At 35.0% G+C, this 17,998-nt stretch carries 24 protein-coding genes; 16 read left to right on the top strand and 8 right to left on the bottom strand.

The window, feature by feature from the left end; all coding sequences use genetic code 11:
* Positions 1 to 44 precede the first annotated feature (44 nt).
* Both NSQ08_RS21750 and NSQ08_RS21745 read right to left on the bottom strand, forming a co-directional pair.
* The gene (locus tag NSQ08_RS21750) at positions 45 to 470 is read right to left on the bottom strand and encodes a hypothetical protein (RefSeq protein ID WP_149190983.1); all 426 of its coding nucleotides are present in this window, start codon (positions 468 to 470) and stop codon (positions 45 to 47) included.
* Entirely contained in the window at positions 467 to 730 is a 264-nt protein-coding gene (locus NSQ08_RS21745) for a helix-turn-helix transcriptional regulator (protein WP_002003636.1), read from the bottom strand. The genes NSQ08_RS21750 and NSQ08_RS21745 overlap by 4 nt, the downstream gene beginning before the upstream one ends.
* A gap of 131 nt (positions 731 to 861) precedes the next feature.
* Here NSQ08_RS21745 and NSQ08_RS21740 point away from each other — a divergent pair, with 131 nt between their 5' ends.
* The 7 genes from NSQ08_RS21740 to NSQ08_RS21710 all read left to right on the top strand — a co-directional run bounded on the left by NSQ08_RS21740 (position 862) and on the right by NSQ08_RS21710 (position 4,703).
* Positions 862 to 1,290: a hypothetical protein gene (locus tag NSQ08_RS21740; RefSeq protein WP_340780214.1), complete on the top strand. Its 429-nt coding sequence runs from the start codon at positions 862 to 864 to the stop codon at positions 1,288 to 1,290.
* A gap of 44 nt (positions 1,291 to 1,334) precedes the next feature.
* A complete protein-coding gene (locus tag NSQ08_RS21735) occupies positions 1,335 to 1,667 on the top strand; it encodes a cupin domain-containing protein (protein WP_137057443.1) in 333 nt (110 codons plus the stop codon).
* Positions 1,664 to 2,464 carry a GNAT family N-acetyltransferase gene (locus tag NSQ08_RS21730; protein ID WP_340778757.1) on the top strand — a complete coding sequence of 267 codons (801 nt, stop codon included), beginning with the start codon at positions 1,664 to 1,666 and terminating at the stop codon, positions 2,462 to 2,464. Before NSQ08_RS21735 ends, NSQ08_RS21730 begins: the two co-directional genes overlap by 4 nt.
* Positions 2,461 to 2,805: a DUF6176 family protein gene (locus NSQ08_RS21725; protein WP_340778755.1), complete on the top strand. Its 345-nt coding sequence runs from the start codon at positions 2,461 to 2,463 to the stop codon at positions 2,803 to 2,805. Before NSQ08_RS21730 ends, NSQ08_RS21725 begins: the two co-directional genes overlap by 4 nt.
* Before the next feature lie 124 nt (positions 2,806 to 2,929).
* Positions 2,930 to 3,439 (top strand): RNA polymerase sigma factor, encoded by a 510-nt coding sequence (locus tag NSQ08_RS21720; RefSeq protein ID WP_061688722.1) that lies wholly within the window; start codon positions 2,930 to 2,932, stop codon positions 3,437 to 3,439.
* A complete protein-coding gene (locus NSQ08_RS21715; protein ID WP_061688723.1) occupies positions 3,420 to 4,433 on the top strand; it encodes an anti sigma factor C-terminal domain-containing protein in 1,014 nt (337 codons plus the stop codon). The genes NSQ08_RS21720 and NSQ08_RS21715 overlap by 20 nt, the downstream gene beginning before the upstream one ends.
* Before the next feature lie 63 nt (positions 4,434 to 4,496).
* Complete coding sequence (locus NSQ08_RS21710; RefSeq protein ID WP_002088956.1) at positions 4,497 to 4,703, top strand: hypothetical protein; 207 nt, start codon at positions 4,497 to 4,499, stop codon at positions 4,701 to 4,703.
* A gap of 13 nt (positions 4,704 to 4,716) precedes the next feature.
* On the opposite strand, the gene NSQ08_RS21705 is transcribed toward NSQ08_RS21710, so the two are convergent.
* Positions 4,717 to 5,547 (bottom strand): DUF2785 domain-containing protein, encoded by an 831-nt coding sequence (locus tag NSQ08_RS21705; RefSeq protein ID WP_340778751.1) that lies wholly within the window; start codon positions 5,545 to 5,547, stop codon positions 4,717 to 4,719.
* 94 nt (positions 5,548 to 5,641) lie between these two features.
* Between NSQ08_RS21705 and NSQ08_RS21700 the strand changes: the two genes are divergently transcribed.
* Positions 5,642 to 6,016: a hypothetical protein gene (locus NSQ08_RS21700; RefSeq protein WP_340778750.1), complete on the top strand. Its 375-nt coding sequence runs from the start codon at positions 5,642 to 5,644 to the stop codon at positions 6,014 to 6,016.
* 20 nt (positions 6,017 to 6,036) lie between these two features.
* Positions 6,037 to 6,408 carry a DUF3221 domain-containing protein gene (locus NSQ08_RS21695; protein WP_340778749.1) on the top strand — a complete coding sequence of 124 codons (372 nt, stop codon included), beginning with the start codon at positions 6,037 to 6,039 and terminating at the stop codon, positions 6,406 to 6,408.
* A gap of 30 nt (positions 6,409 to 6,438) precedes the next feature.
* On the opposite strand, the gene pepQ is transcribed toward NSQ08_RS21695, so the two are convergent.
* On the bottom strand, positions 6,439 to 7,536 hold the full coding sequence (pepQ, locus tag NSQ08_RS21690; protein ID WP_002088955.1) for a Xaa-Pro dipeptidase: 1,098 nt from the start codon (positions 7,534 to 7,536) through the stop codon (positions 6,439 to 6,441).
* Between the two features lie 148 nt (positions 7,537 to 7,684).
* Between pepQ and NSQ08_RS21685 the strand changes: the two genes are divergently transcribed.
* On the top strand, positions 7,685 to 8,368 hold the full coding sequence (locus tag NSQ08_RS21685) for a metal-dependent hydrolase (protein WP_340780213.1): 684 nt from the start codon (positions 7,685 to 7,687) through the stop codon (positions 8,366 to 8,368).
* 40 nt (positions 8,369 to 8,408) lie between these two features.
* Here the strand turns inward: NSQ08_RS21685 and NSQ08_RS21680 are convergent, their stop codons facing one another.
* Positions 8,409 to 8,567: a hypothetical protein gene (locus NSQ08_RS21680; RefSeq protein WP_340780287.1), complete on the bottom strand. Its 159-nt coding sequence runs from the start codon at positions 8,565 to 8,567 to the stop codon at positions 8,409 to 8,411.
* Between the two features lie 247 nt (positions 8,568 to 8,814).
* On the opposite strand from NSQ08_RS21680, the gene NSQ08_RS21675 reads away from it, so the two are divergent.
* The 4 genes from NSQ08_RS21675 (at position 8,815) to NSQ08_RS21660 (ending at position 12,030) form a co-directional block, all read left to right on the top strand.
* On the top strand, positions 8,815 to 10,128 hold the full coding sequence (locus NSQ08_RS21675; protein WP_002088951.1) for a CBS domain-containing protein: 1,314 nt from the start codon (positions 8,815 to 8,817) through the stop codon (positions 10,126 to 10,128).
* 163 nt (positions 10,129 to 10,291) lie between these two features.
* Entirely contained in the window at positions 10,292 to 10,609 is a 318-nt protein-coding gene (locus NSQ08_RS21670; protein ID WP_340778745.1) for a hypothetical protein, read from the top strand.
* A 126-nt stretch (positions 10,610 to 10,735) separates the two neighbouring features.
* Positions 10,736 to 11,677 (top strand): phosphotransferase enzyme family protein, encoded by a 942-nt coding sequence (locus NSQ08_RS21665; RefSeq protein ID WP_098635283.1) that lies wholly within the window; start codon positions 10,736 to 10,738, stop codon positions 11,675 to 11,677.
* 89 nt (positions 11,678 to 11,766) lie between these two features.
* Positions 11,767 to 12,030, top strand: a complete 264-nt coding sequence (locus tag NSQ08_RS21660) for a DUF3949 domain-containing protein (RefSeq protein ID WP_061688728.1) — start codon at positions 11,767 to 11,769, stop codon at positions 12,028 to 12,030.
* 7 nt (positions 12,031 to 12,037) lie between these two features.
* Here the strand turns inward: NSQ08_RS21660 and NSQ08_RS21655 are convergent, their stop codons facing one another.
* Entirely contained in the window at positions 12,038 to 12,343 is a 306-nt protein-coding gene (locus tag NSQ08_RS21655) for a YtpI family protein (protein WP_002138595.1), read from the bottom strand.
* Positions 12,344 to 12,658: 315 nt separating this feature from the next.
* Between NSQ08_RS21655 and NSQ08_RS21650 the strand changes: the two genes are divergently transcribed.
* The gene (locus NSQ08_RS21650) at positions 12,659 to 13,591 is read left to right on the top strand and encodes a DHH family phosphoesterase (RefSeq protein WP_012261810.1); all 933 of its coding nucleotides are present in this window, start codon (positions 12,659 to 12,661) and stop codon (positions 13,589 to 13,591) included.
* 52 nt (positions 13,592 to 13,643) lie between these two features.
* Here NSQ08_RS21650 and ytrI read toward each other — a convergent pair whose 3' ends face one another.
* Positions 13,644 to 14,147, bottom strand: a complete 504-nt coding sequence (ytrI, locus tag NSQ08_RS21645; protein ID WP_002088948.1) for a sporulation membrane protein YtrI — start codon at positions 14,145 to 14,147, stop codon at positions 13,644 to 13,646.
* Positions 14,144 to 14,557 carry a YtrH family sporulation protein gene (locus NSQ08_RS21640; RefSeq protein ID WP_002015507.1) on the bottom strand — a complete coding sequence of 138 codons (414 nt, stop codon included), beginning with the start codon at positions 14,555 to 14,557 and terminating at the stop codon, positions 14,144 to 14,146. The genes ytrI and NSQ08_RS21640 overlap by 4 nt, the downstream gene beginning before the upstream one ends.
* Before the next feature lie 42 nt (positions 14,558 to 14,599).
* Here NSQ08_RS21640 and dnaE point away from each other — a divergent pair, with 42 nt between their 5' ends.
* Complete coding sequence (gene dnaE / locus NSQ08_RS21635; RefSeq protein ID WP_137076053.1) at positions 14,600 to 17,932, top strand: DNA polymerase III subunit alpha; 3,333 nt, start codon at positions 14,600 to 14,602, stop codon at positions 17,930 to 17,932.
* Positions 17,933 to 17,998: the final 66 nt, after the last annotated feature.

Genomic DNA, 17,998 nt, shown 5'->3' with positions numbered 1-17,998 from the left:
ACATGTAAGCCCCTCTTTTTGTAAGGAGGGGCTTTTTATTTAGGCTAATTGTCTAGTTTCTTTACAATTCTTAATCCGAACATCATTGTAAAGAAAAGAATACCAAACAAATAATACAAGGCATACTCAACTCGTATCATCGAATTTTTGTCAGTGATATATAAAATAAATAGTATCGCAGAACCGATTAAATGAGAGAGGCCGAAAATTTGCGCCATAAGTTTTAAACTCATCTTCTCGATTCTTTCATCCATCTCAGGTAATGGATATTTCTCGGAATCGTGCTTCTTTTTCTTAAAGAATATTCGTTTCACTATGAATAGTATTAAGGCTAAGAGTATGTATACGCCAGTGAATAGAAGGACAGAACTAATCTTTTCTTCATCATTACTATTGAAATAAAGAAAAATTGAACCTAACAATAAAATGGTAAGATGCGAAATGAACTCTTGATTAAAAGTATTTTTCATTCTTTTTCCTCCCCAGTTTTATCTAATTGAAATAAATCTTCTACTTTACAGTTGAAAAACTCACATAATTTCAATGCTAATTCTAAACTTGGGTTGTATTTATTCTTCTCGATAGCGATGAGGGATTGTCTAGTGATTTGAACAGAGGAAGCTAATTGTTCTTGGGTGATGTCTCTAACGACGCGGAATTGTTTCACCTTATTTTTAATCAAATATACAAAGTCTCCTTTTTGTAAATTTGTTACATTTATAATATCCATTTTTAGGTAAAAAGTAAATAAAACTTTACAAAAAGTAAATGAAACTTCACGAGAAATATTGCTTGTTATGATGTTGTTTTTTGCGATAATTTGGAATTGAATGAAAAATGGAAGTCGATAGAGGAGATTCAATGGGGAGCAAAAAGAGTAAGAAAAAGCAAGCTAAAAGACAAAAGTATATAAAGAAAAAACAGGAACAGAACATACCTCTTTCAAAAAAAGTAGTCATTATGATAGAAAAAACATTTCGGTATATTTGTATGGCTCTGTATGTGATTTTGTGTATGTATTCATTTGGACTGTTTTACAGTTTTGAGATAACTCCTAATATTATTGAGAGTAGTCTAGTTTTTATCCTTGTTGTAATAGAATTAGTCTTATTCGTTATATTCTTTCAGAAAGTATGGCCTAGTTATGAAAGTAAGAGAGATAGGAAAAGAAAAAAGAGAAAAAAATCTTCATCCGATTCAAGCTCATCAAGTGGATTTGGTGATTATAGTAGCAACGATTGTAGCAGCTCAAGTGATGGTGGAGGAGATTGCGGAGGTGGTGGAGACTAAGTTAGTTTTTCAGAAGAACGACTAATGAAAGGGTGGGACGAAAGATGGAAACTGTAAATTTATTAGAACTAACAAAGGACATTCAAGAACAACATAAAAACTTCGTCGTTTCAAATGTAAATAATCATTGCTTACGAATCGCCGTATTTACTGGTGAATATGATTGGCACTATCATTCTAATTCGGATGAATTATTTATTGTGCTAGAGGGAGAACTACTTATCGATTTTGAAGATGGAGAGACGGCGGTTTTAAAGCCAAATGATTCTATCTTAATTCCAGCATGCACGATCCATAGAACGAGAGCATTCAAGAGAACGGTAAATCTTTGTTTTGAAAATATAGAGGCGGATACGGTTATTGTGGAGGTCGTATGAGAAGGTTAGAGATTGAAGAATACGATAAAGTAATTCCACTTTTAGAAGGGAATCAACGAACAACGACTTTTGCGTATGCAGTTTGTGATCAAATCATAGATGGTGAGATTTTTACAAATGAGAAATTAACAGCAGGACTAATTCGTACAGCTAATGGTATCTATTATTTATTTGGTGATACGGATGATCAAAATTATAACGAATATTTATTTGCGTATTTAAAAATGGCTATTGAAAAAACAGAGAAACGATTTACACTGTTCACTTCGAGTGAAGAGTGGGAAATGATGATTGAAGAGTACTTTAGTAATGCATTTCGGAACATCCCACGAATGACATTTCAATTTCAAAGAGAAGTTTTTGAAGATAGAAGAATAGAATTAAACAAAAATACATATGAAATTAAACGTATTGATAAAAGTGATATAGAACGAAGTAATGAATTTACAGAGGATTATTACAAAGAATATTGGGGATCAAAAGAAGTGTTTTTAAATAACGGCTTTGGTTTTTGTATAGAACAAGATGGGATGATTGTAGCCGAATGCGTCTCAATATTTAGAGGGAATGGTTTTGCTGAAATTGATATTGCAACACATGAAGCACATCAAGGAAAAGGATTAGCTCAAGCTGTCGCAACACGTTTCATTGAACAGTGTATACAAAATCATATTACACCATGCTGGGATTGTAATGTAGATAATATTCCTTCGCAAAAATTAGCTAGTAAATTAAGCTTCCATAATCCAGTAGAATATGTTTTGTTTGTCCGCAAGAAAATGGGGAATAAAAGATGAACGTAGAATTAACAAGATTCAAAGTCAAGCCAGGTAAAAGTCATCGCATAGATGAATGGATGCAGCTTCTTAATGATAATATGAAAGAAGTGCTTTTGACATTAAACGACGAAAAGATGTATGTAGAGACAATTTTCCGGGAAATAAGAGATGGAGAAGAGTACTTATATTGGTATTCTGTGCAAGGAGAAGGCGGGGCTCTTGTCGAAAATTCTCATCATGCAATTGATAAAAAGCACTTAGCGTTTTGGTATGAATGTATTGATGAAGAAACACCGTCTGTTGATATGAAAACAGAAGTTGTTATGATTCAAGATGTTGTGAAGGAAGTAATGAAATAATAGAATAGTATGTTGGAGAGAAGCGCATCAAAATAGATGTGCTTTTTATTTTGAAAAAAATTTTAAAGAAAAGCTGTATACATTTTACGCTCTCAAACGTTGAGTATATAGAAAGGAGAGCAGAATGAGCCATGATACGTTTGAATCATTATTAATAGAGAAATCAAAAGCTGTGTTTGGATACTTAATTAAGATTGGAGCAGATAGAAAAGAAGCGGAAGATATTGTGCAAGATACGTTGTATAAGGCTTTATTGCTTATGGAGGAAATACCGTTAGAGCATTTAACACCGTGGCTATTTAGAGTTGCGATCAATCAGCACCGAGATTTACACCGAAAAGAAAAAAGACTAAATCCAATTGCGATTGAATCGGTCGTTCTTATTGGTCAAAAGTCATTAGATGAAGTGCTTTTAACAAGTGAACTGCAAGGAGAAGTACAAGAAATACTGGAGACGATGACGGAGGATTATCGTCATATTTTACTGTTGAAATATGAATATGAACTATCTTATAAGGAAATTGCCATTTTATTAAGTATGAAAGAAGAAACAGTGAAAACAAGTTTGTACCGTGCAAGAAATCAATTTAAAAAATTGTATAGGAGGAGAAATGATGAGTCGGAAGGACTTTGATTTGAATATGGATGATAAGCAGATGAAGACTTTGATGAAGAGAGCGAAGAGGAAGCAGCTTTGGCGAAACTGGCTTATTTCTATTTGTGCGTCCATTATTGTTATAGTAAGTTTGTTTTTGGGGGCAGCTTATTTTTCTCAGCAAACGTTTAGAAAAATGGAAAGAGAAATGAATGCACTACATAGGGTTCAAGGCCCTAATATTCGTTTTAGTGGAAGTATGTATTTAAGTCTCGGTATGACAGGAAGTACAGTAATATACAACTCTTATAAAAATATAGCCGGTCAACCAGTAAAATGGATAAATGATATATATGAATCAGGTATCTGGGGTTATAGTATGAAGCACTACAATGGTGAACTTGTTAGTTTAGATGAAGAGAAAAGGGGGGGAGGGGCTGTTACCATACCAGATTATAATGTACAAACAATGCAAAGAGAAATGAGGTTTTATTTACCTTTCGTTACTTATAAAAATTATGTGGATGATCTGAAAAATATTGGGAATTTGCAAAATAAAGTTGCAGAAGTAGCCTTATCTTTTGATAAATCGTATACAGCTGAACAAATTACTGAGATGCTTCCCAAAAGTGTACAGCCAGTTTGGTTTTGGGTAGATACATATAATGAAAAGAAAAGCGATTTTTATGTAGGGTTAAAAGATCCTAAAGATGGTGCGATATTAAATGCGGAAATGGCAAAAAACGTTTTTGGATTTGAAGGAAGTTATTCAAAAGTGAAAGAAGATATGAAAAACGATATAACAATAAACTCAAAAGAATTTCTATACCAAATGAAGTATTTAGCAAAAAATAGTGAAGGTATACCAAGTGATTATTTTGAACAATATTATAAAGAAATAAAAAACACGAAACCAAAAGACCTACCAATATACGGTGTAGTTGTAACAGGGAAAACAGAGGATTTACAAGGTTTACAAGGAGCACCATATATTAAGGCGGCTGTAAGAGGCGTAACAGTTGAGAAATATTGATTACAATTAATTAATGTGAATAATCAGAAAATTTATGTTATAATATGGGAAAAGGAGGTTTATATGAGGCAAATACATGGAGCAATTTATATTTACATAACAATGTTTTTCGTGGCGATATCCTATGGATTAGGGCACGTGTATTCGCATCCTATACTAACTTTTTTAAGCGGAGCATGTATGGCGTTTGCGCTTCTTGTCCACCTTTTCTCAGTTTGGATCGTGAAATTTCAAATAAATATTAGTGAGATAGAAGAAGGCACTTTTTGAGTGGCCTTCTTTTTTAGTAATAATATTTATGAAGTTCTTGTAGTAATTTTTCAACTTCACGTTCAGTTTTTTTACATATAGACATTGTACGTAATTTGAAAAATAAGCTGCGCAAGAAAGATTTTATATTTCCGTATAGAAATTCATACGAGTCAATATGTAGTGTCGGTTTTTGAACTTGTAATTGAGCTACTAGATCACGAAGGGCTAATATGAGTATTTCTTCCTCCAAGCCATTTTGCAGCATTACGACAATCGGATAAACGAGACGCTCATCCTCTTCATATTTGTAATAAATGGAATGGACACAAACTTTGTTTAATAAAGTTTGTAGTATTTCTTCGTAATGTGAAGTTTCCAGTTTAGGATTATTAACAAGTGCCTCAAATGTATCGGAAGCATGAGCGATACTATGTGCCCAGCCTTGGTCTTGTACATACCCACGGAAATCCTGTTCTTTGTTCATATATAGAATTAATTTATCTTTTACATTTAAAATATCAGTCTGTGATAAGAAATTATGATTTGTATCAGCATCAATAATGAGTGCGATTAATAATGTTGTAAATGCACGGGTAAATACAGCATCGTCTTTATCTGAATGAATCTTATAAAATAAATATTTTTCACTGATGCTTTCTGATAATAGTTTCTGTAAGTGGGTGTGTGAAATATAGTCCTTCTTGATTAGATGATAAAAAGTAGAGTAAATGAGTTTGTCCCTTAAATAGCTATCAGTAACACCGATATGTTGAAGCATACTTGAACTTAAAGAATCAATATTGAGTGCACCATTGATTACGTAATTATTATCACGAATTTCTTCTAACTGTTGTTGTAACATGTAAACCTCCTGTTTTAGAAAATTCTGTATATTAATAGTATAATGAGAGGAAGAAATAGACAAGAAATAAGTGCTTTTGGATGGGGGGGACATTATGAAGAGAGCATTATTCTTTTTTATTAGTATTTTCTTTTTTGGAAGTTGTTCGATTTCGTATGTTACTTTTTCTAGCGAGAGCAAAAGTTGGACGGGGCAATATAAAGGTCATATTAAGGATGACAGTGAAGATGGAGTGTTTACGTTTCAGTATAAGGGCGGAGATGGGAATATAGAATTTGAAAATTTAGAGATTGCTATTAATGAAGCGTTTAGTACAATGACACAAACGTCAGAAAGTCATAAAGGGGCAAGGATTGAAATGAAATCATCTTGTGTAAGTTGTGCGCCTTTATCTAAAGGTGAACCGATAGAGGTTGTGATTAAATGGGATGATAAGTATGAAGAGAAGATGGTTTTAAAGCGGAAATAGCGAAGAGTGAGGGATTAAAAATGAATAGAAATATGAAAATTTCTATGCATATATTTTTAAGTGTACTTCTAATCATATTATCAGCGTGTACTACGAAAACAGTAGAGCAAGTAGGAGTAAAAGAAGAACCTAAAGAAGGGTATGTAATATTGAGAAATGGCACAATATTTTTTGAAAGTGATAAAACTTTTAAAACAAAAGTAGAGCTACAAAATTATATAGAACAACAAATGAATAAAGATCATCCATCACATATAGTCCTGGGTTTTAAGGATAAAGATGCATATAATAAACTAAAAACAGGGGATAAAATAAAAGTATGGTCTTCTCAAACGCTTGAAAGCTATCCAGCAAAAATGATTGTAGAGAAATTTGAAATAGTAGAGAAATAGAAAAAGGCAGCCATCACGCTGCCTTTTTTCTTATTTCACAAATTGTAATTCTTTCGGGAATTTCGTTAAGATTTCTGATCCGTCTTTTGTGATGTAAATATCATCTTCAATACGAACGCCGCCTACGTTTGGTACGTAAATACCTGGCTCGATTGTGAAGACCATACCTTCTTTTAATAGAGACTCATTGCCTTCTTTTACATCTGGATATTCGTGTACGCTAATTCCAAGTCCGTGACCAAGTCGGTGTGGGAAGAAGTCTCCATAACCTGCATCTGCGATAACAGAGCGAGCGGCGTTGTCAATTGCACCAAATGTAACGCCTGGTTTACATGCTTCAACTGCTTGTAGTTGTCCAGCAAGTACAGTGTTGTAAATGCGAGTTTGTTCTTCAGAAATATCACCAAATGCTACTGTACGCGTAATATCAGAGCAATAACCTTCAATGATTACACCTAAATCAAATAGTACGAAATCGCCGCGTTTCATTTTGTTTGCACCTGGAATACCGTGTGGAAGAGCAGAGTTTGCGCCTGCTAATACCATCGTATCGAATGACATTTTATGGATGCCTTTTGTTTTTAATTCATGCTCAATAATTGCTAATACTTCTAGCTCACTACGATTTTCTTTAATTGCATTTACACCAACTTCAACAGCATAATCTGCCATTTTAGCCGCTTCACGCAAAATAGAAAGTTCTTTTTCGTCTTTAATTAAGCGAAGTTCGCGAACTTTCTCTTCAGCTGATTTGAAAGCTGCATTTGGGAATAACTTTGTTAATTCTTCGTAACGTTCTACGTTTAAATGTTCTTTTTCAATTGCAACTGCATTTGCATCAATACCACGATCTTTAATTGCTTTTGCAATCATATCCCATGGTCTGTCCGTATCAGTAAATCCGATAATCTCATGTGCCCAGCCAGCGTTACGTGCTTGGCCTTCTTCCATTTTAGGACAAATTAAAATAGGCTCTTTTTCTTGGAATACAAACATACCAAGTAGTCTTTCATGTGGTTCACAGTGGAAGTTTGTCATGTAGAAGACGTTCGGTGTAGAAGTTAAGAACGCAGCTTCTACGTTTTTTTCTTTTAGCCATTGCATTAAATTTTCTAATCTAGCATTCATCGATTGGCACCCCCGAGATATTTAATTACAAATATAACTTTACATCGGAGGAAAGCGTTATGACAAGTAAATCGATGTTAGAAAAGACAGGGAATTGAGAAATCATGTAGAATAAAAAGTGAGAATGTGAATAGGGAGGAATGTAATGATGAAAGTATCGTATCACGGGCATTCAGTTGTAAAGATTGAAACGAATGGAAAAGTTATTTTAATTGACCCATTTTTAACGGGAAATCCGAAAACAGATTTAAAGGCTGAAGATGTAAAAGTTGATGCGATTATTTTATCGCACGGACACGGTGATCATGTTGGGGATACAGTAGCGTTAGCAAAGAACAATAATGCGGTCGTTGTGGCACCGTTTGAATTAGCGACATTTTTAGGGTGGCAAGGTGTAAATACACATCCAATGCATATTGGTGGTTCACATGAATTTGACTTTGGAAAGGTGAAATTTACTCAAGCATTCCACGGCTCTAGTTATATTGATGAAGAAAAAAAGACGATTACATATACAGGTATGCCAGCTGGTATTTTGTTTACAGCAGAGGAGAAAACGGTATATCATGCAGGAGATACTGCTTTATTCTCTGATATGAAGTTAATTGGAGAACTGAATAATATTGATGTAGCATTTTTACCAATTGGCGATAATTTCACAATGGGGCCAGAAGATGCTGTGTTAGCAGCAAAATGGATAGAGGCGAAAACAGTTGTACCGATGCATTACAATACGTTCCCAGTTATTGAACAAGATCCATATCAATTTGTAGAAAAGCTACAAAATTGTACAGGGAAAGTATTAGAAGCTGGAGAAAGTATTACACTATAAAAAAGAAACCCTTCATTTGAAATGACAAGTGAAGGGTTTTTTATGTGTGTAGTACAGTTTTTAAAGTTTGCGCTTGTTTTGGTGATTCTTTTTTTTCTGGAAGTGGCTGTTCGGGTGTTTCATTCAACTCCATTGCAACTTTTTTCCCATCTACGAAAGCTAAAAATACAGCACCTACAACCTCTAAAAATTTTTTCATAATGTATTCGCTCCTTTGTTTCATTTCTTGTCTTAATTGTATATTGAAGCGTCTGGACAAACTATCGAACGAGATGACAACAGCATTACATTGTTGTAATAGAATGACTGGTGGAATGTAAGGGGTATTTTGTTATAAAAAAAATGGTACAGGCATATAAAGAGAGAGTGTAACAGTTTTGAAAATATAGTATACTGAAAATACAACACATGAAGAATTTAGGGAAAAGAAAGTATGGTGAAACCATTTGGCTACCAAACATAATCAAATTTTAGAACATATTAATAGCCTGCCGGTAGGGCATAAAATTTCTGTGAGGCAAATTGCGAAAGATTTGAGTGTAAGTGAAGGGACAGCTTACCGTGCAATTAAAGACGCAGAAAATAAAGGATATGTTAGTACAATTGAACGTGTCGGAACAATTCGAATTGAACAAAAGAAGAAAGAGAATATCGAAAAACTGACATATGCAGAAGTCGTTAACATTGTCGATGGTCAAGTACTTGGAGGCAGAGAAGGACTACATAAAACATTAAATAAATTCGTAATCGGGGCTATGAAATTAGAAGCGATGATGCGCTATACAGAAGCAGGGAATTTACTTATCATCGGTAACCGTACGAACGCACATCAATTAGCACTAGAAGCTGGGGCAGCAGTGTTAATTACGGGCGGATTTGATACGGAAGATCATGTGAAGAAATTAGCAGATGAATTAAAACTTCCAATTATTTCAAGTAGTTATGATACATTTACGGTCGCAACGTTAATTAACCGTGCAATTTATGATCAACTTATCAAGAAAGAAATTGTACTCGTTGAAGATATTTTAACGCCAATTGAAGAAACGTTATATTTAAAGCCAAATGATACAGTACAGCAATGGCATGCGTATAATGAAGAAACGATGCATGGACGTTATCCAATTGTTGATGAAAATAAAAAGGTGTTAGGTATTGTAACTTCAAAAGATATGATTGGTGTCGTGAAAGAAACACCAATTGATAAAGTGATGACAAAGCATCCAATTACGGTAAACGGAAAAATGTCTGTCGCAGCTGCAGCACGTATGATGGTGTGGGAAGGTATTGAGTTACTTCCTGTTGTGGAAGAAGGGAATAAATTGCAAGGGATCATTAGTCGCCAAGATGTACTTCAGGCGCTGCAAATGATTCAACGTCAACCGCAAGTTGGAGAAACAATTGATGACATTGTAACGAACCAATTTATGACGCCGAAAGAAGCGAAAAATGAGCATTTGTATCAATTTTCAGTGACGCCACAAATGACGAATTCAATCGGGACGTTATCTTACGGTGTATTCACAACAATTGTGACAGAAGCAACAAACCGTGTCATTCGTGCGCAGAAGAAGAGCGATTTAATTGTTGAAAACTTAACCATTTATTTCGTTAAGCCAGTTCAAATTGATAATGTTGTATCAGTTCATCCGAAAGTATTAGAAATTGGGCGTAAATTTGGTAAGATTGATGTAGAAGTGCATCATGAAGGTAATGTTGTCGGGAAAGCATTACTTATGGTGCAGTTGATCGATAAATAAAAAGATGGAGCAGACCGCTTTGGTTTGTTCCATTTTTTTTTAGAACGCTACATTAGGGAGTTTTAAAATGTAGTTAGCAACTGAACCTATCATGCTTTGAATTGCGAAAGAGAAAAATAAATCACGTTTGAAGATGCTTGAACAATAATTGTGGAGGTGTCGAATGGGAGGAATAGTTCTCTTTTTAGGTGTAGTATTTGCAATAACTTTTCATGTGTTAACACATAGAAGAATGGATTCAAATAAAAAGAAGTTGTATGTAGTAAGTTTGATTTTCGCTATTATTTGTTCCTTTACCCCTACAACTGGAGAAAATAATAGCGATTTTCTTTACGTCGGTATACCAGCAGAAAATTTCATTTATTATGGCGGATGGGAAATTTCGTTTAATCCATTAGGCTTTTTCTTTAACTTTATTTTGTTTTATTGGATTTTGAAGCTGTTATTTAAGCTCGGTTTTAGTAGAGAAGTGAAAAAATAGAAGGATATGTATCAATGTGGATAGAAAATTGGTTGTTAGTCGGTTACGCTACTAATCATTAATAGATAAGAATAGTGTAATTGGATAGGGAAACGATGCTTCACTATATGAACTAGGGGGAGAAGAATGGATTTTCACATGAAAGAGCAGTTATGTAAGCAATATAATTTTAATAGTCTTACGAAAGTTTTATTGTTACATGGGGGAGAAAATCAAACATACATATTCGAATCGGACAAAAATAAATTGGTAGTTAGGCAGTATAGAGAGGGACGTTATACAGCCGAGCAAATAGAAGCTGAAATACATTGGTTAATAGCGATACAAAAACAAATGTTAGTACCAGAAGTAGTTGTCAATAAAAGTGGTGATTTGATCACACCTATTATGAAAGGTGAGGGAAGTATCCAGTATTTTGTTGTCTTTAGGTTTATAAACGGAAGTGAAATTTTAGAACCAAAGGATAGGGACTATGAAAAACTCGGATCATTAATGCGAAAGTTTCATGAAAAAACAAATGAAGTGCTCAAAAGAGTGCCGCAAACTTGGAGAGGTTATGAAAGGCCTATATATAGTGAGCAAAAGATAATCCACGAGCCTTTACAACGATTACTAAATGCTTCATTTCTATCGCATGCGGATAAGCATAAATGCATAAGAATTGCAGAAAGAATACAAGAACTTGCAAATTCAACTCAACTAGGAGAAAAACAATTTGTTCATGGTGATATGCATTTTGGTAATGTTCTTGTAGACAAAGAGGATTGGTATTTACTTGATTTTGATGAATGTGGATTTGGGTATAAAGAGTTTGATATGGGTGTTCCGAGATTACATTTAATTGCTTCGGGACAGTTAGAAGACGCATGGGGGAATTTCATGATGGGATATGGGGAAAATATTTCGGAAGCAGCTATTCGACTTGGGACTGCTTCGAGAATTTTTTATATGGCGGGAAAGATTCCGTTAAGGCTTGATATCGAGCCTATTAGAAAAGATCCCGGTGCTTTTATTCGGCGATATGTTCAGTATGCTGAAAAAGAGTTATGTGGAGAGACGGTTATATAAATAAAAGACAGAATAGTGATTCAATTAGGTTATATATTATGTTATGATTATATTGTAAGAAAATGGATTTCGGGAAGGTGGTATGCATTATGTCATCAGAAGTGCTCTTCTTTGGTGGGATCGCACTATTTTACTTTCTTGTGATGATACCAATTCAATACTTATACTTACAAGGATTAAATGAAAAAAAGAAACGAACAGGATTATCTCAGCAAGAACTATACAAACAGATGTCTTTTGGAGAAGAACAATTACATTTTCACGTGCAAGGTAATCCCTTTAATATACCATCTGCGTTTGTTGCATATATGATTTTGAAAGTGAAGGGACGTAAAAAAGCATCACAATGTTGATGCTTTTTTACGTTGTTTTATAAGATTCGGCTTCTTTGACTGCTAATGGTAGAAAATGTTTATATTGGCGGAATCCATTAAATGTACTCGCGCTGCCAAGTAAAATAAACAAAACACCAACGATAATGCGTGCAGTTGAAAGTTCTAAAAAGAATTGGTTTATCCCAAAGAATAGGACGAATAAGCCGAGTGCCATTGCGGATTTTCCTGAGAGCCAACCTTTCTCCATTGGACGGTTTGTACGAAAGAACTTTGTTTTGTAGAAGAGGTACAACACAAATGAGATGATAATACAAAAGACGAATATTGGCATAATACACGCTCCCATCGATTGGTATAAAAATAACAATTTAGAAAAAAGAAAAATCTAAACTTTCTAACTTTTATTATAAAGCAATTGTTCGCATGTATGAAATGTTTTCCGTTATAATGGGGGATAAAGTGAAACTTTAATTAGTGTGGGGAGATCCCACGTACTAATTATTGGCCCTCACCAATCGGGCTTTTACGTGCATCCAGGCTCCAAATTAATTTTGCCCCATTGTTTTTAATATTTTTGAGGTGGGAGTCTTACTACACGTTAATGCGGGATAAAATGAAGAAGTTGAATAAAAAGGAGATTATACATATGCATGAGCAAATTTTAGGAGCAATTAAAGAGTTTGATACAATTATTATTCATCGTCATGTACGTCCGGATCCAGATGCGTTAGGTTCTCAGTGCGGACTTGGTACAATTCTGCAAGAATCGTTTCCAGAGAAAAATATTTATATGGTTGGGTACAACGAGCCTTCTTTATCATTTTTACGAGTAATGGATGATATTGAAGATAGTGTATATGAAGATGCACTTGTTATCGTATGTGATACTGCGAACCAAGAACGTGTTGACGATCAACGCTATGCAAAAGGGAAGATGTTAATTAAAATTGATCATCATCCGAATGAAGATCCGTACGGAGATATTACGTGGGTAGATACGACATCAAGTTCTACAAGTGAAATGATTTATGAGTTTTACAGTTATGGAAAAGATAAAGGATTACAGATAACGAAAGAAGCAGCTCGTCTTATTTTAGCGGGTATTGTTGGGGATACAGGTCGTTTCTTATTCCCGAATACAACAGCGAAAACACTTCGTTACGTAAGTGAGCTTGTTGACATGGATGTAAAATTCACAGATTTATACAATGAAATGTATAAGACAAAAGAAAAAATCGCTCGTTTAAATGGTTATATTTTACAAAACTTCACAATGGTAGAAGAAGGCGCAGCGTACATTAAATTAACGAAAGAGGTACTAGAAGAGTTTGATGTACTTTCTACTGAAGCATCTGGTGTTGTCGGAGCACTTGGTAATATTGATGGATTAAAGGCATGGGTTCTATTTTTAGAGGAAGATGATGTTATTCGTGTTCGTCTTCGTTCAAAAGGACCAGTTATTAATAAGTTAGCAATGCAATATAATGGCGGAGGACATCCGATGGCTTCTGGTGCAAAAGCATCTTCTTGGGAAGAAGCAGATCGCCTGTTTGCTGATTTACGTGAGCTGTGTAGATAAAAATTGTATGTTGAACGAAAGAGAAGGAGAGGCACTGAAGCCCTCCTTTTTTTTATTTTTCTTTCTCTATATCAATACTAATTTCAAGTACGGTATCAAAAGAGACTGTGTCTACTTTAAAGCGGTATATACGATCGTAATGTTTGTACGTTTTATTTTCGATGACTTTTTTGAGCAGGTCTTTATTTTTTGCGATGCTTTGAATGTTTTTCGTTAAAAGATGCTGGAGATCATTATGGATAGAAGTGGTCATGTTTTCAAGTGTAAGATTGTCTAAATCATATTTTTTTCGATTTATAATTTTTATTTTGATTTCTTGAATTGTTAAGAGCCGTTTATTTTCTGTGTTCAATTTCTCTTGGTCTTCGAGAAGGACGTGGAGTTTTGCTTCTTGTTTTTCGATAATTTCTTTTTGTTCTGCTATTTTACTAGTTTGTTCTTCTTGAAAAACACCGTATATGTACAAAAAAACAAACCAGCTCAACACTCCTCCAACAGCAGCACCAGCTAAAACTAAATACCACCTTTTGGCTGTATTGGCACTGGGTACTCTCATACATGTTCCTGTGTAAGCCATTTAATAATAATAAGACCAGTTTGCATACCGCCAGTTGCAAAAAAAATAAGGAGAATTTGTTTTACGATATCTTTCATATCTCCGCCAAAGAAGCTTCTTTCAAAGCTATAAAAGGTATCGAACGTTCCGCCAATTGCTGCAACGAGTGCCCAAATTCTTAAATTTTGGGCGAATTGATTAATATAAGTTAGAGTTGGTTTTCCGATGAGAAATGCACCAAATCCGCCAATTAATGAACCACCAAGTATAACTCCAAAGGCAATAAAATAACTAATAATAAGCAGAGAGAAAAAAGTATGTTCTCTTACATCCATCGTCATTCCCCTTTCTTCTTCATATATATGGACAAAGTATGAGAAGTATGTTTTGATTTCCGCTTTCCTCATCACCTATAATAAAAGTAGTCACATAGGTAAAGAGAGGGTACAACAGTGAAGTTTGTGCATTTACAATGTCAAACCGTTTTTAGTTTATTAAAAAGTGCTTGTAAAATTGATGAGCTTGTCATTCGGGCGAAAGAGCTTGGATTTTCATCGCTGGCCATTACAGATGAAAATGTTATGTATGGAGTTATTCCGTTTTATAAAGCATGCAAGAAAAATGGTATACAGCCTATTATCGGCTTAACAGCTTCTATTTTTAGTGAAGAAGAAGAAAGGTCTTATCCACTTGTCTTACTTGCTGAGAATGAACTAGGCTATCAAAATTTATTAAAGATCTCTAGCAGCATTATGACGAAGTCAAAAGAAGGTATCCCGAAGAAGTGGCTTGCTCATTATGCGAAAGGATTAATTGCAATTTCACCAGGGAAAGACGGAGAGATTGAACAGCTATTATTAGAAGACAAAGAGAGTCAGGCTGAAGAAGTAGCTCGTACGTATCAAAATATGTTCAGCAATTTTTATATAAGTTTGCAGCATCATGCAATTCAAGATGAACTGCTTTTACAAGAAAAACTGCCTGAATTTATTAATAAGGTAAACGTTCCAGTCGTTGCAACAAATGATGTTCGCTATATTAATCAAAGTGACGCACTTGTTCATGAATGTTTATTATCTGTTGAAGGCGGAACGAAAATGACTGATCCAGATAGACCGAGAATGAAAACGGATCAGTATTATTTAAAGTCATCGGATGAAATGGGAGCACTATTTTCTCATGCTGAGGAAGCGGTTCAAAATACAATAACAATCGCGGAACGTTGCCAAGTAGAAATTCCTTTCCATGTAAATCAATTACCGAAATTTCCTGTTCCATCTAACGAGACGAATGATACGTATTTGCGCCGTGTTTGTGAAGAAGGCTTGCAGAAACGCTATGGTACGCCGAAAGAAGCGCATATAGGACGTTTGGATCATGAATTAAATGTTATTTCTCGTATGGGATTTAGCGATTATTTCCTCATCGTATGGGACTTTATGAAATATGCACATGAAAATCATATTTTAACTGGGCCAGGCCGTGGATCGGCAGCTGGTTCACTCGTTTCTTACGTATTGGAAATTACAGATATTGATCCGATTGAATATGAATTATTATTTGAAAGGTTTTTAAACCCTGAACGTGTGACACTTCCAGATATTGATATTGATTTTCCAGATATAAGACGTGATGAGATGATTCGATATGTGAAAGATAAATATGGTCAGCTTCGTGTTGCTCAAATTGTAACGTTCGGAACTCTTGCAGCGAAAGCCGCAATTAGAGACATTGCTCGTGTAATGGGACTCCTGCCAAGAGATATTGACATATTTTCAAAACTTATCCCATCAAAGCTTGGTATAACGTTAAGAGATGCATATGAGGAATCGCAATCGCTCCGTGAGTTTATACAAGGGAATCTGTTACATGAGCGTGTGTTTGAAATTGCAAAACGTGTAGAGGGATTACCGCGTCATACGTCTATTCATGCAGCTGGCGTTATTATGAGCCAAGAACCGTTAACGGGAAGTGTAGCGATTCAAGAAGGGCATAACGATGTCTATGTTACGCAATATCCAGCTGATGCATTGGAAGAACTTGGATTGCTCAAGATGGACTTTTTAGGCTTACGTAATTTAACGTTACTTGAAAATATTATAAAATTTATTGTTGAAAAAACTGGGAAACAAATTGATATAAGAAATTTACCTCTGCAAGATGAAAAGACGTTTCAATTGTTAGGAAGAGGGGATACAACAGGTGTATTCCAGCTTGAATCAGGTGGTATGCGAAATGTACTTCGTGGGTTAAAACCGAATGAATTTGAAGACATAGTCGCTGTTAACTCGTTATACAGACCAGGACCGATGGAACAAATTCCAACCTTTATTGAATCGAAGCATGGGAAAAGACAAATTGAATATTTACATCCGGATTTAAAGCCGATTTTAGAAAGAACATACGGCGTAATTGTATACCAAGAACAAATTATGCAAATCGCATCGAAGTTAGCTGGATTTTCGCTTGGAGAAGCGGATTTGCTGCGCCGTGCAGTGAGTAAAAAGAATCGTGATATTTTAGATCAAGAACGTAAGCATTTTGTTCAAGGTTGTTTGGAAAACGGATACGATGAGACATCTTCAGAACAAATTTATGATTTAATTGTAAGATTTGCGAATTACGGTTTTAACCGAAGTCACGCTGTAGCTTACAGTATGATCGGATATCAGCTTGCATATTTAAAAGCAAATTATACGCTGGAATTTATGACTGCGTTATTATCAAGTGCAATTGGAAATGAAGATAAGATTGTGCAGTATGTACGAGAAACGAAGCGGAAAGGTTTTCACGTTTTACCGCCGTCTCTTCAGAGAAGTGGTTACAACTTCCAAATAGAAGGGAATGCGATTCGATATAGTTTACTTTCGATTCGGAATATCGGAATGGCTACCGTGACGGCATTACTCGAAGAACGAGAGGAAAAAATGTTCGAAGATTTATTTGAGTTTTGTCTTCGTATGCCATCAAAATTTGTAACAGAGCGAAATTTAGAAGCGTTTGTCTGGTCTGGTTGTTTTGACGGTTTTGGTGTTTCGAGGACGACGTTATGGAGAAGTCTTAAAGGAGCGTTGGAGTATGCAAATCTTGCACGTGATTTTGATTTAGGGGATGCTGTTCCGAAATCAAAATACGTACAAGGAGAAGAGCTATCCTTTATTGAACAGTTAAATAAAGAGAAGGAAGCACTCGGTTTTTATTTATCTAGCTATCCGACAGCGCAGTATGCGGAGCTAGGAAAAGAATTAGAAATTCCATCTCTTGCTCAGGCGATGCGACATAAGAAAAAAGTACAAAGAGCGATCGTATATATAACAAGTGTGAAAGTTATTCGTACGAAAAAGTTGCAAAAGATGGCGTTTATTACATTCTGTGATCAAAATGATGAAATGGAAGCCGTTATTTTTCCAGAAACGTATATACATTTTTCGGACAGGTTACAAGAAGGTGCAATCGTTTTAGTTGATGGTACGATCGAGCAAAGAAATCATAAGTTGCAATGGATCGTGAATGGACTATATCCGCTAGAAGAAATGGATGTTTATGAAGGAATGAAAGAAGCATCTGTTTACGTGAAATTGCCGTCTCAATATGAAAAAAAGCTTGTAAATCAAGTTACAAAAATATTGTTTGATTATTCAGGTTTTACGAAAGTACTAATTTATTATGAAAAGGAACATAAAATGGTACAATTATCTCGAAGTTTATCGATTCATCCAAGTGAAGAATGTCTAGGAGCACTTCGTGAAATTGTCGGTGACGAAAATGTCGTTGTGAAAATATAATGGACAATTTCCCTACACTTCGATTATTATAGTAGTAGTGTTCGTGGTCAGACCACTTGGAGAAAT

Source organism: Bacillus sp. FSL E2-8887 (genome assembly GCF_038007205.1).
Classification (GTDB): Bacteria; Bacillota; Bacilli; order Bacillales; family Bacillaceae_G; genus Bacillus_A; species Bacillus_A mycoides.
This window is presented reverse-complemented; position numbering and strand designations above follow the sequence as displayed.

What these genes read in the sequence shown, in the direction of transcription:
- NSQ08_RS21730 (WP_340778757.1), top strand. Translation starts at nt 1,664, where the DNA reads ATGAGAAGGTTAGAGATTGAAGAATACGATAAAGTAATTCCACTTTTA.
- NSQ08_RS21720 (WP_061688722.1), top strand. Translation starts at nt 2,930, where the DNA reads ATGAGCCATGATACGTTTGAATCATTATTAATAGAGAAATCAAAAGCT.
- NSQ08_RS21735 (WP_137057443.1), top strand. Translation starts at nt 1,335, where the DNA reads ATGGAAACTGTAAATTTATTAGAACTAACAAAGGACATTCAAGAACAA.
- NSQ08_RS21750 (WP_149190983.1), bottom strand. Translation starts at nt 470, where the DNA reads ATGAAAAATACTTTTAATCAAGAGTTCATTTCGCATCTTACCATTTTA.
- NSQ08_RS21685 (WP_340780213.1), top strand. Translation starts at nt 7,685, where the DNA reads ATGAAAGTATCGTATCACGGGCATTCAGTTGTAAAGATTGAAACGAAT.
- NSQ08_RS21705 (WP_340778751.1), bottom strand. Translation starts at nt 5,547, where the DNA reads ATGTTACAACAACAGTTAGAAGAAATTCGTGATAATAATTACGTAATC.
- NSQ08_RS21660 (WP_061688728.1), top strand. Translation starts at nt 11,767, where the DNA reads ATGTCATCAGAAGTGCTCTTCTTTGGTGGGATCGCACTATTTTACTTT.
- NSQ08_RS21745 (WP_002003636.1), bottom strand. Translation starts at nt 730, where the DNA reads ATGGATATTATAAATGTAACAAATTTACAAAAAGGAGACTTTGTATAT.
- NSQ08_RS21715 (WP_061688723.1), top strand. Translation starts at nt 3,420, where the DNA reads ATGAGTCGGAAGGACTTTGATTTGAATATGGATGATAAGCAGATGAAG.
- NSQ08_RS21680 (WP_340780287.1), bottom strand. Translation starts at nt 8,567, where the DNA reads ATGAAAAAATTTTTAGAGGTTGTAGGTGCTGTATTTTTAGCTTTCGTA.
- NSQ08_RS21700 (WP_340778750.1), top strand. Translation starts at nt 5,642, where the DNA reads ATGAAGAGAGCATTATTCTTTTTTATTAGTATTTTCTTTTTTGGAAGT.
- NSQ08_RS21740 (WP_340780214.1), top strand. Translation starts at nt 862, where the DNA reads ATGGGGAGCAAAAAGAGTAAGAAAAAGCAAGCTAAAAGACAAAAGTAT.
- NSQ08_RS21725 (WP_340778755.1), top strand. Translation starts at nt 2,461, where the DNA reads ATGAACGTAGAATTAACAAGATTCAAAGTCAAGCCAGGTAAAAGTCAT.
- NSQ08_RS21650 (WP_012261810.1), top strand. Translation starts at nt 12,659, where the DNA reads ATGCATGAGCAAATTTTAGGAGCAATTAAAGAGTTTGATACAATTATT.
- pepQ (WP_002088955.1), bottom strand. Translation starts at nt 7,536, where the DNA reads ATGAATGCTAGATTAGAAAATTTAATGCAATGGCTAAAAGAAAAAAAC.
- NSQ08_RS21670 (WP_340778745.1), top strand. Translation starts at nt 10,292, where the DNA reads ATGGGAGGAATAGTTCTCTTTTTAGGTGTAGTATTTGCAATAACTTTT.
- NSQ08_RS21665 (WP_098635283.1), top strand. Translation starts at nt 10,736, where the DNA reads ATGGATTTTCACATGAAAGAGCAGTTATGTAAGCAATATAATTTTAAT.
- ytrI (WP_002088948.1), bottom strand. Translation starts at nt 14,147, where the DNA reads ATGAGAGTACCCAGTGCCAATACAGCCAAAAGGTGGTATTTAGTTTTA.
- NSQ08_RS21710 (WP_002088956.1), top strand. Translation starts at nt 4,497, where the DNA reads ATGAGGCAAATACATGGAGCAATTTATATTTACATAACAATGTTTTTC.
- NSQ08_RS21655 (WP_002138595.1), bottom strand. Translation starts at nt 12,343, where the DNA reads ATGCCAATATTCGTCTTTTGTATTATCATCTCATTTGTGTTGTACCTC.
- NSQ08_RS21695 (WP_340778749.1), top strand. Translation starts at nt 6,037, where the DNA reads ATGAATAGAAATATGAAAATTTCTATGCATATATTTTTAAGTGTACTT.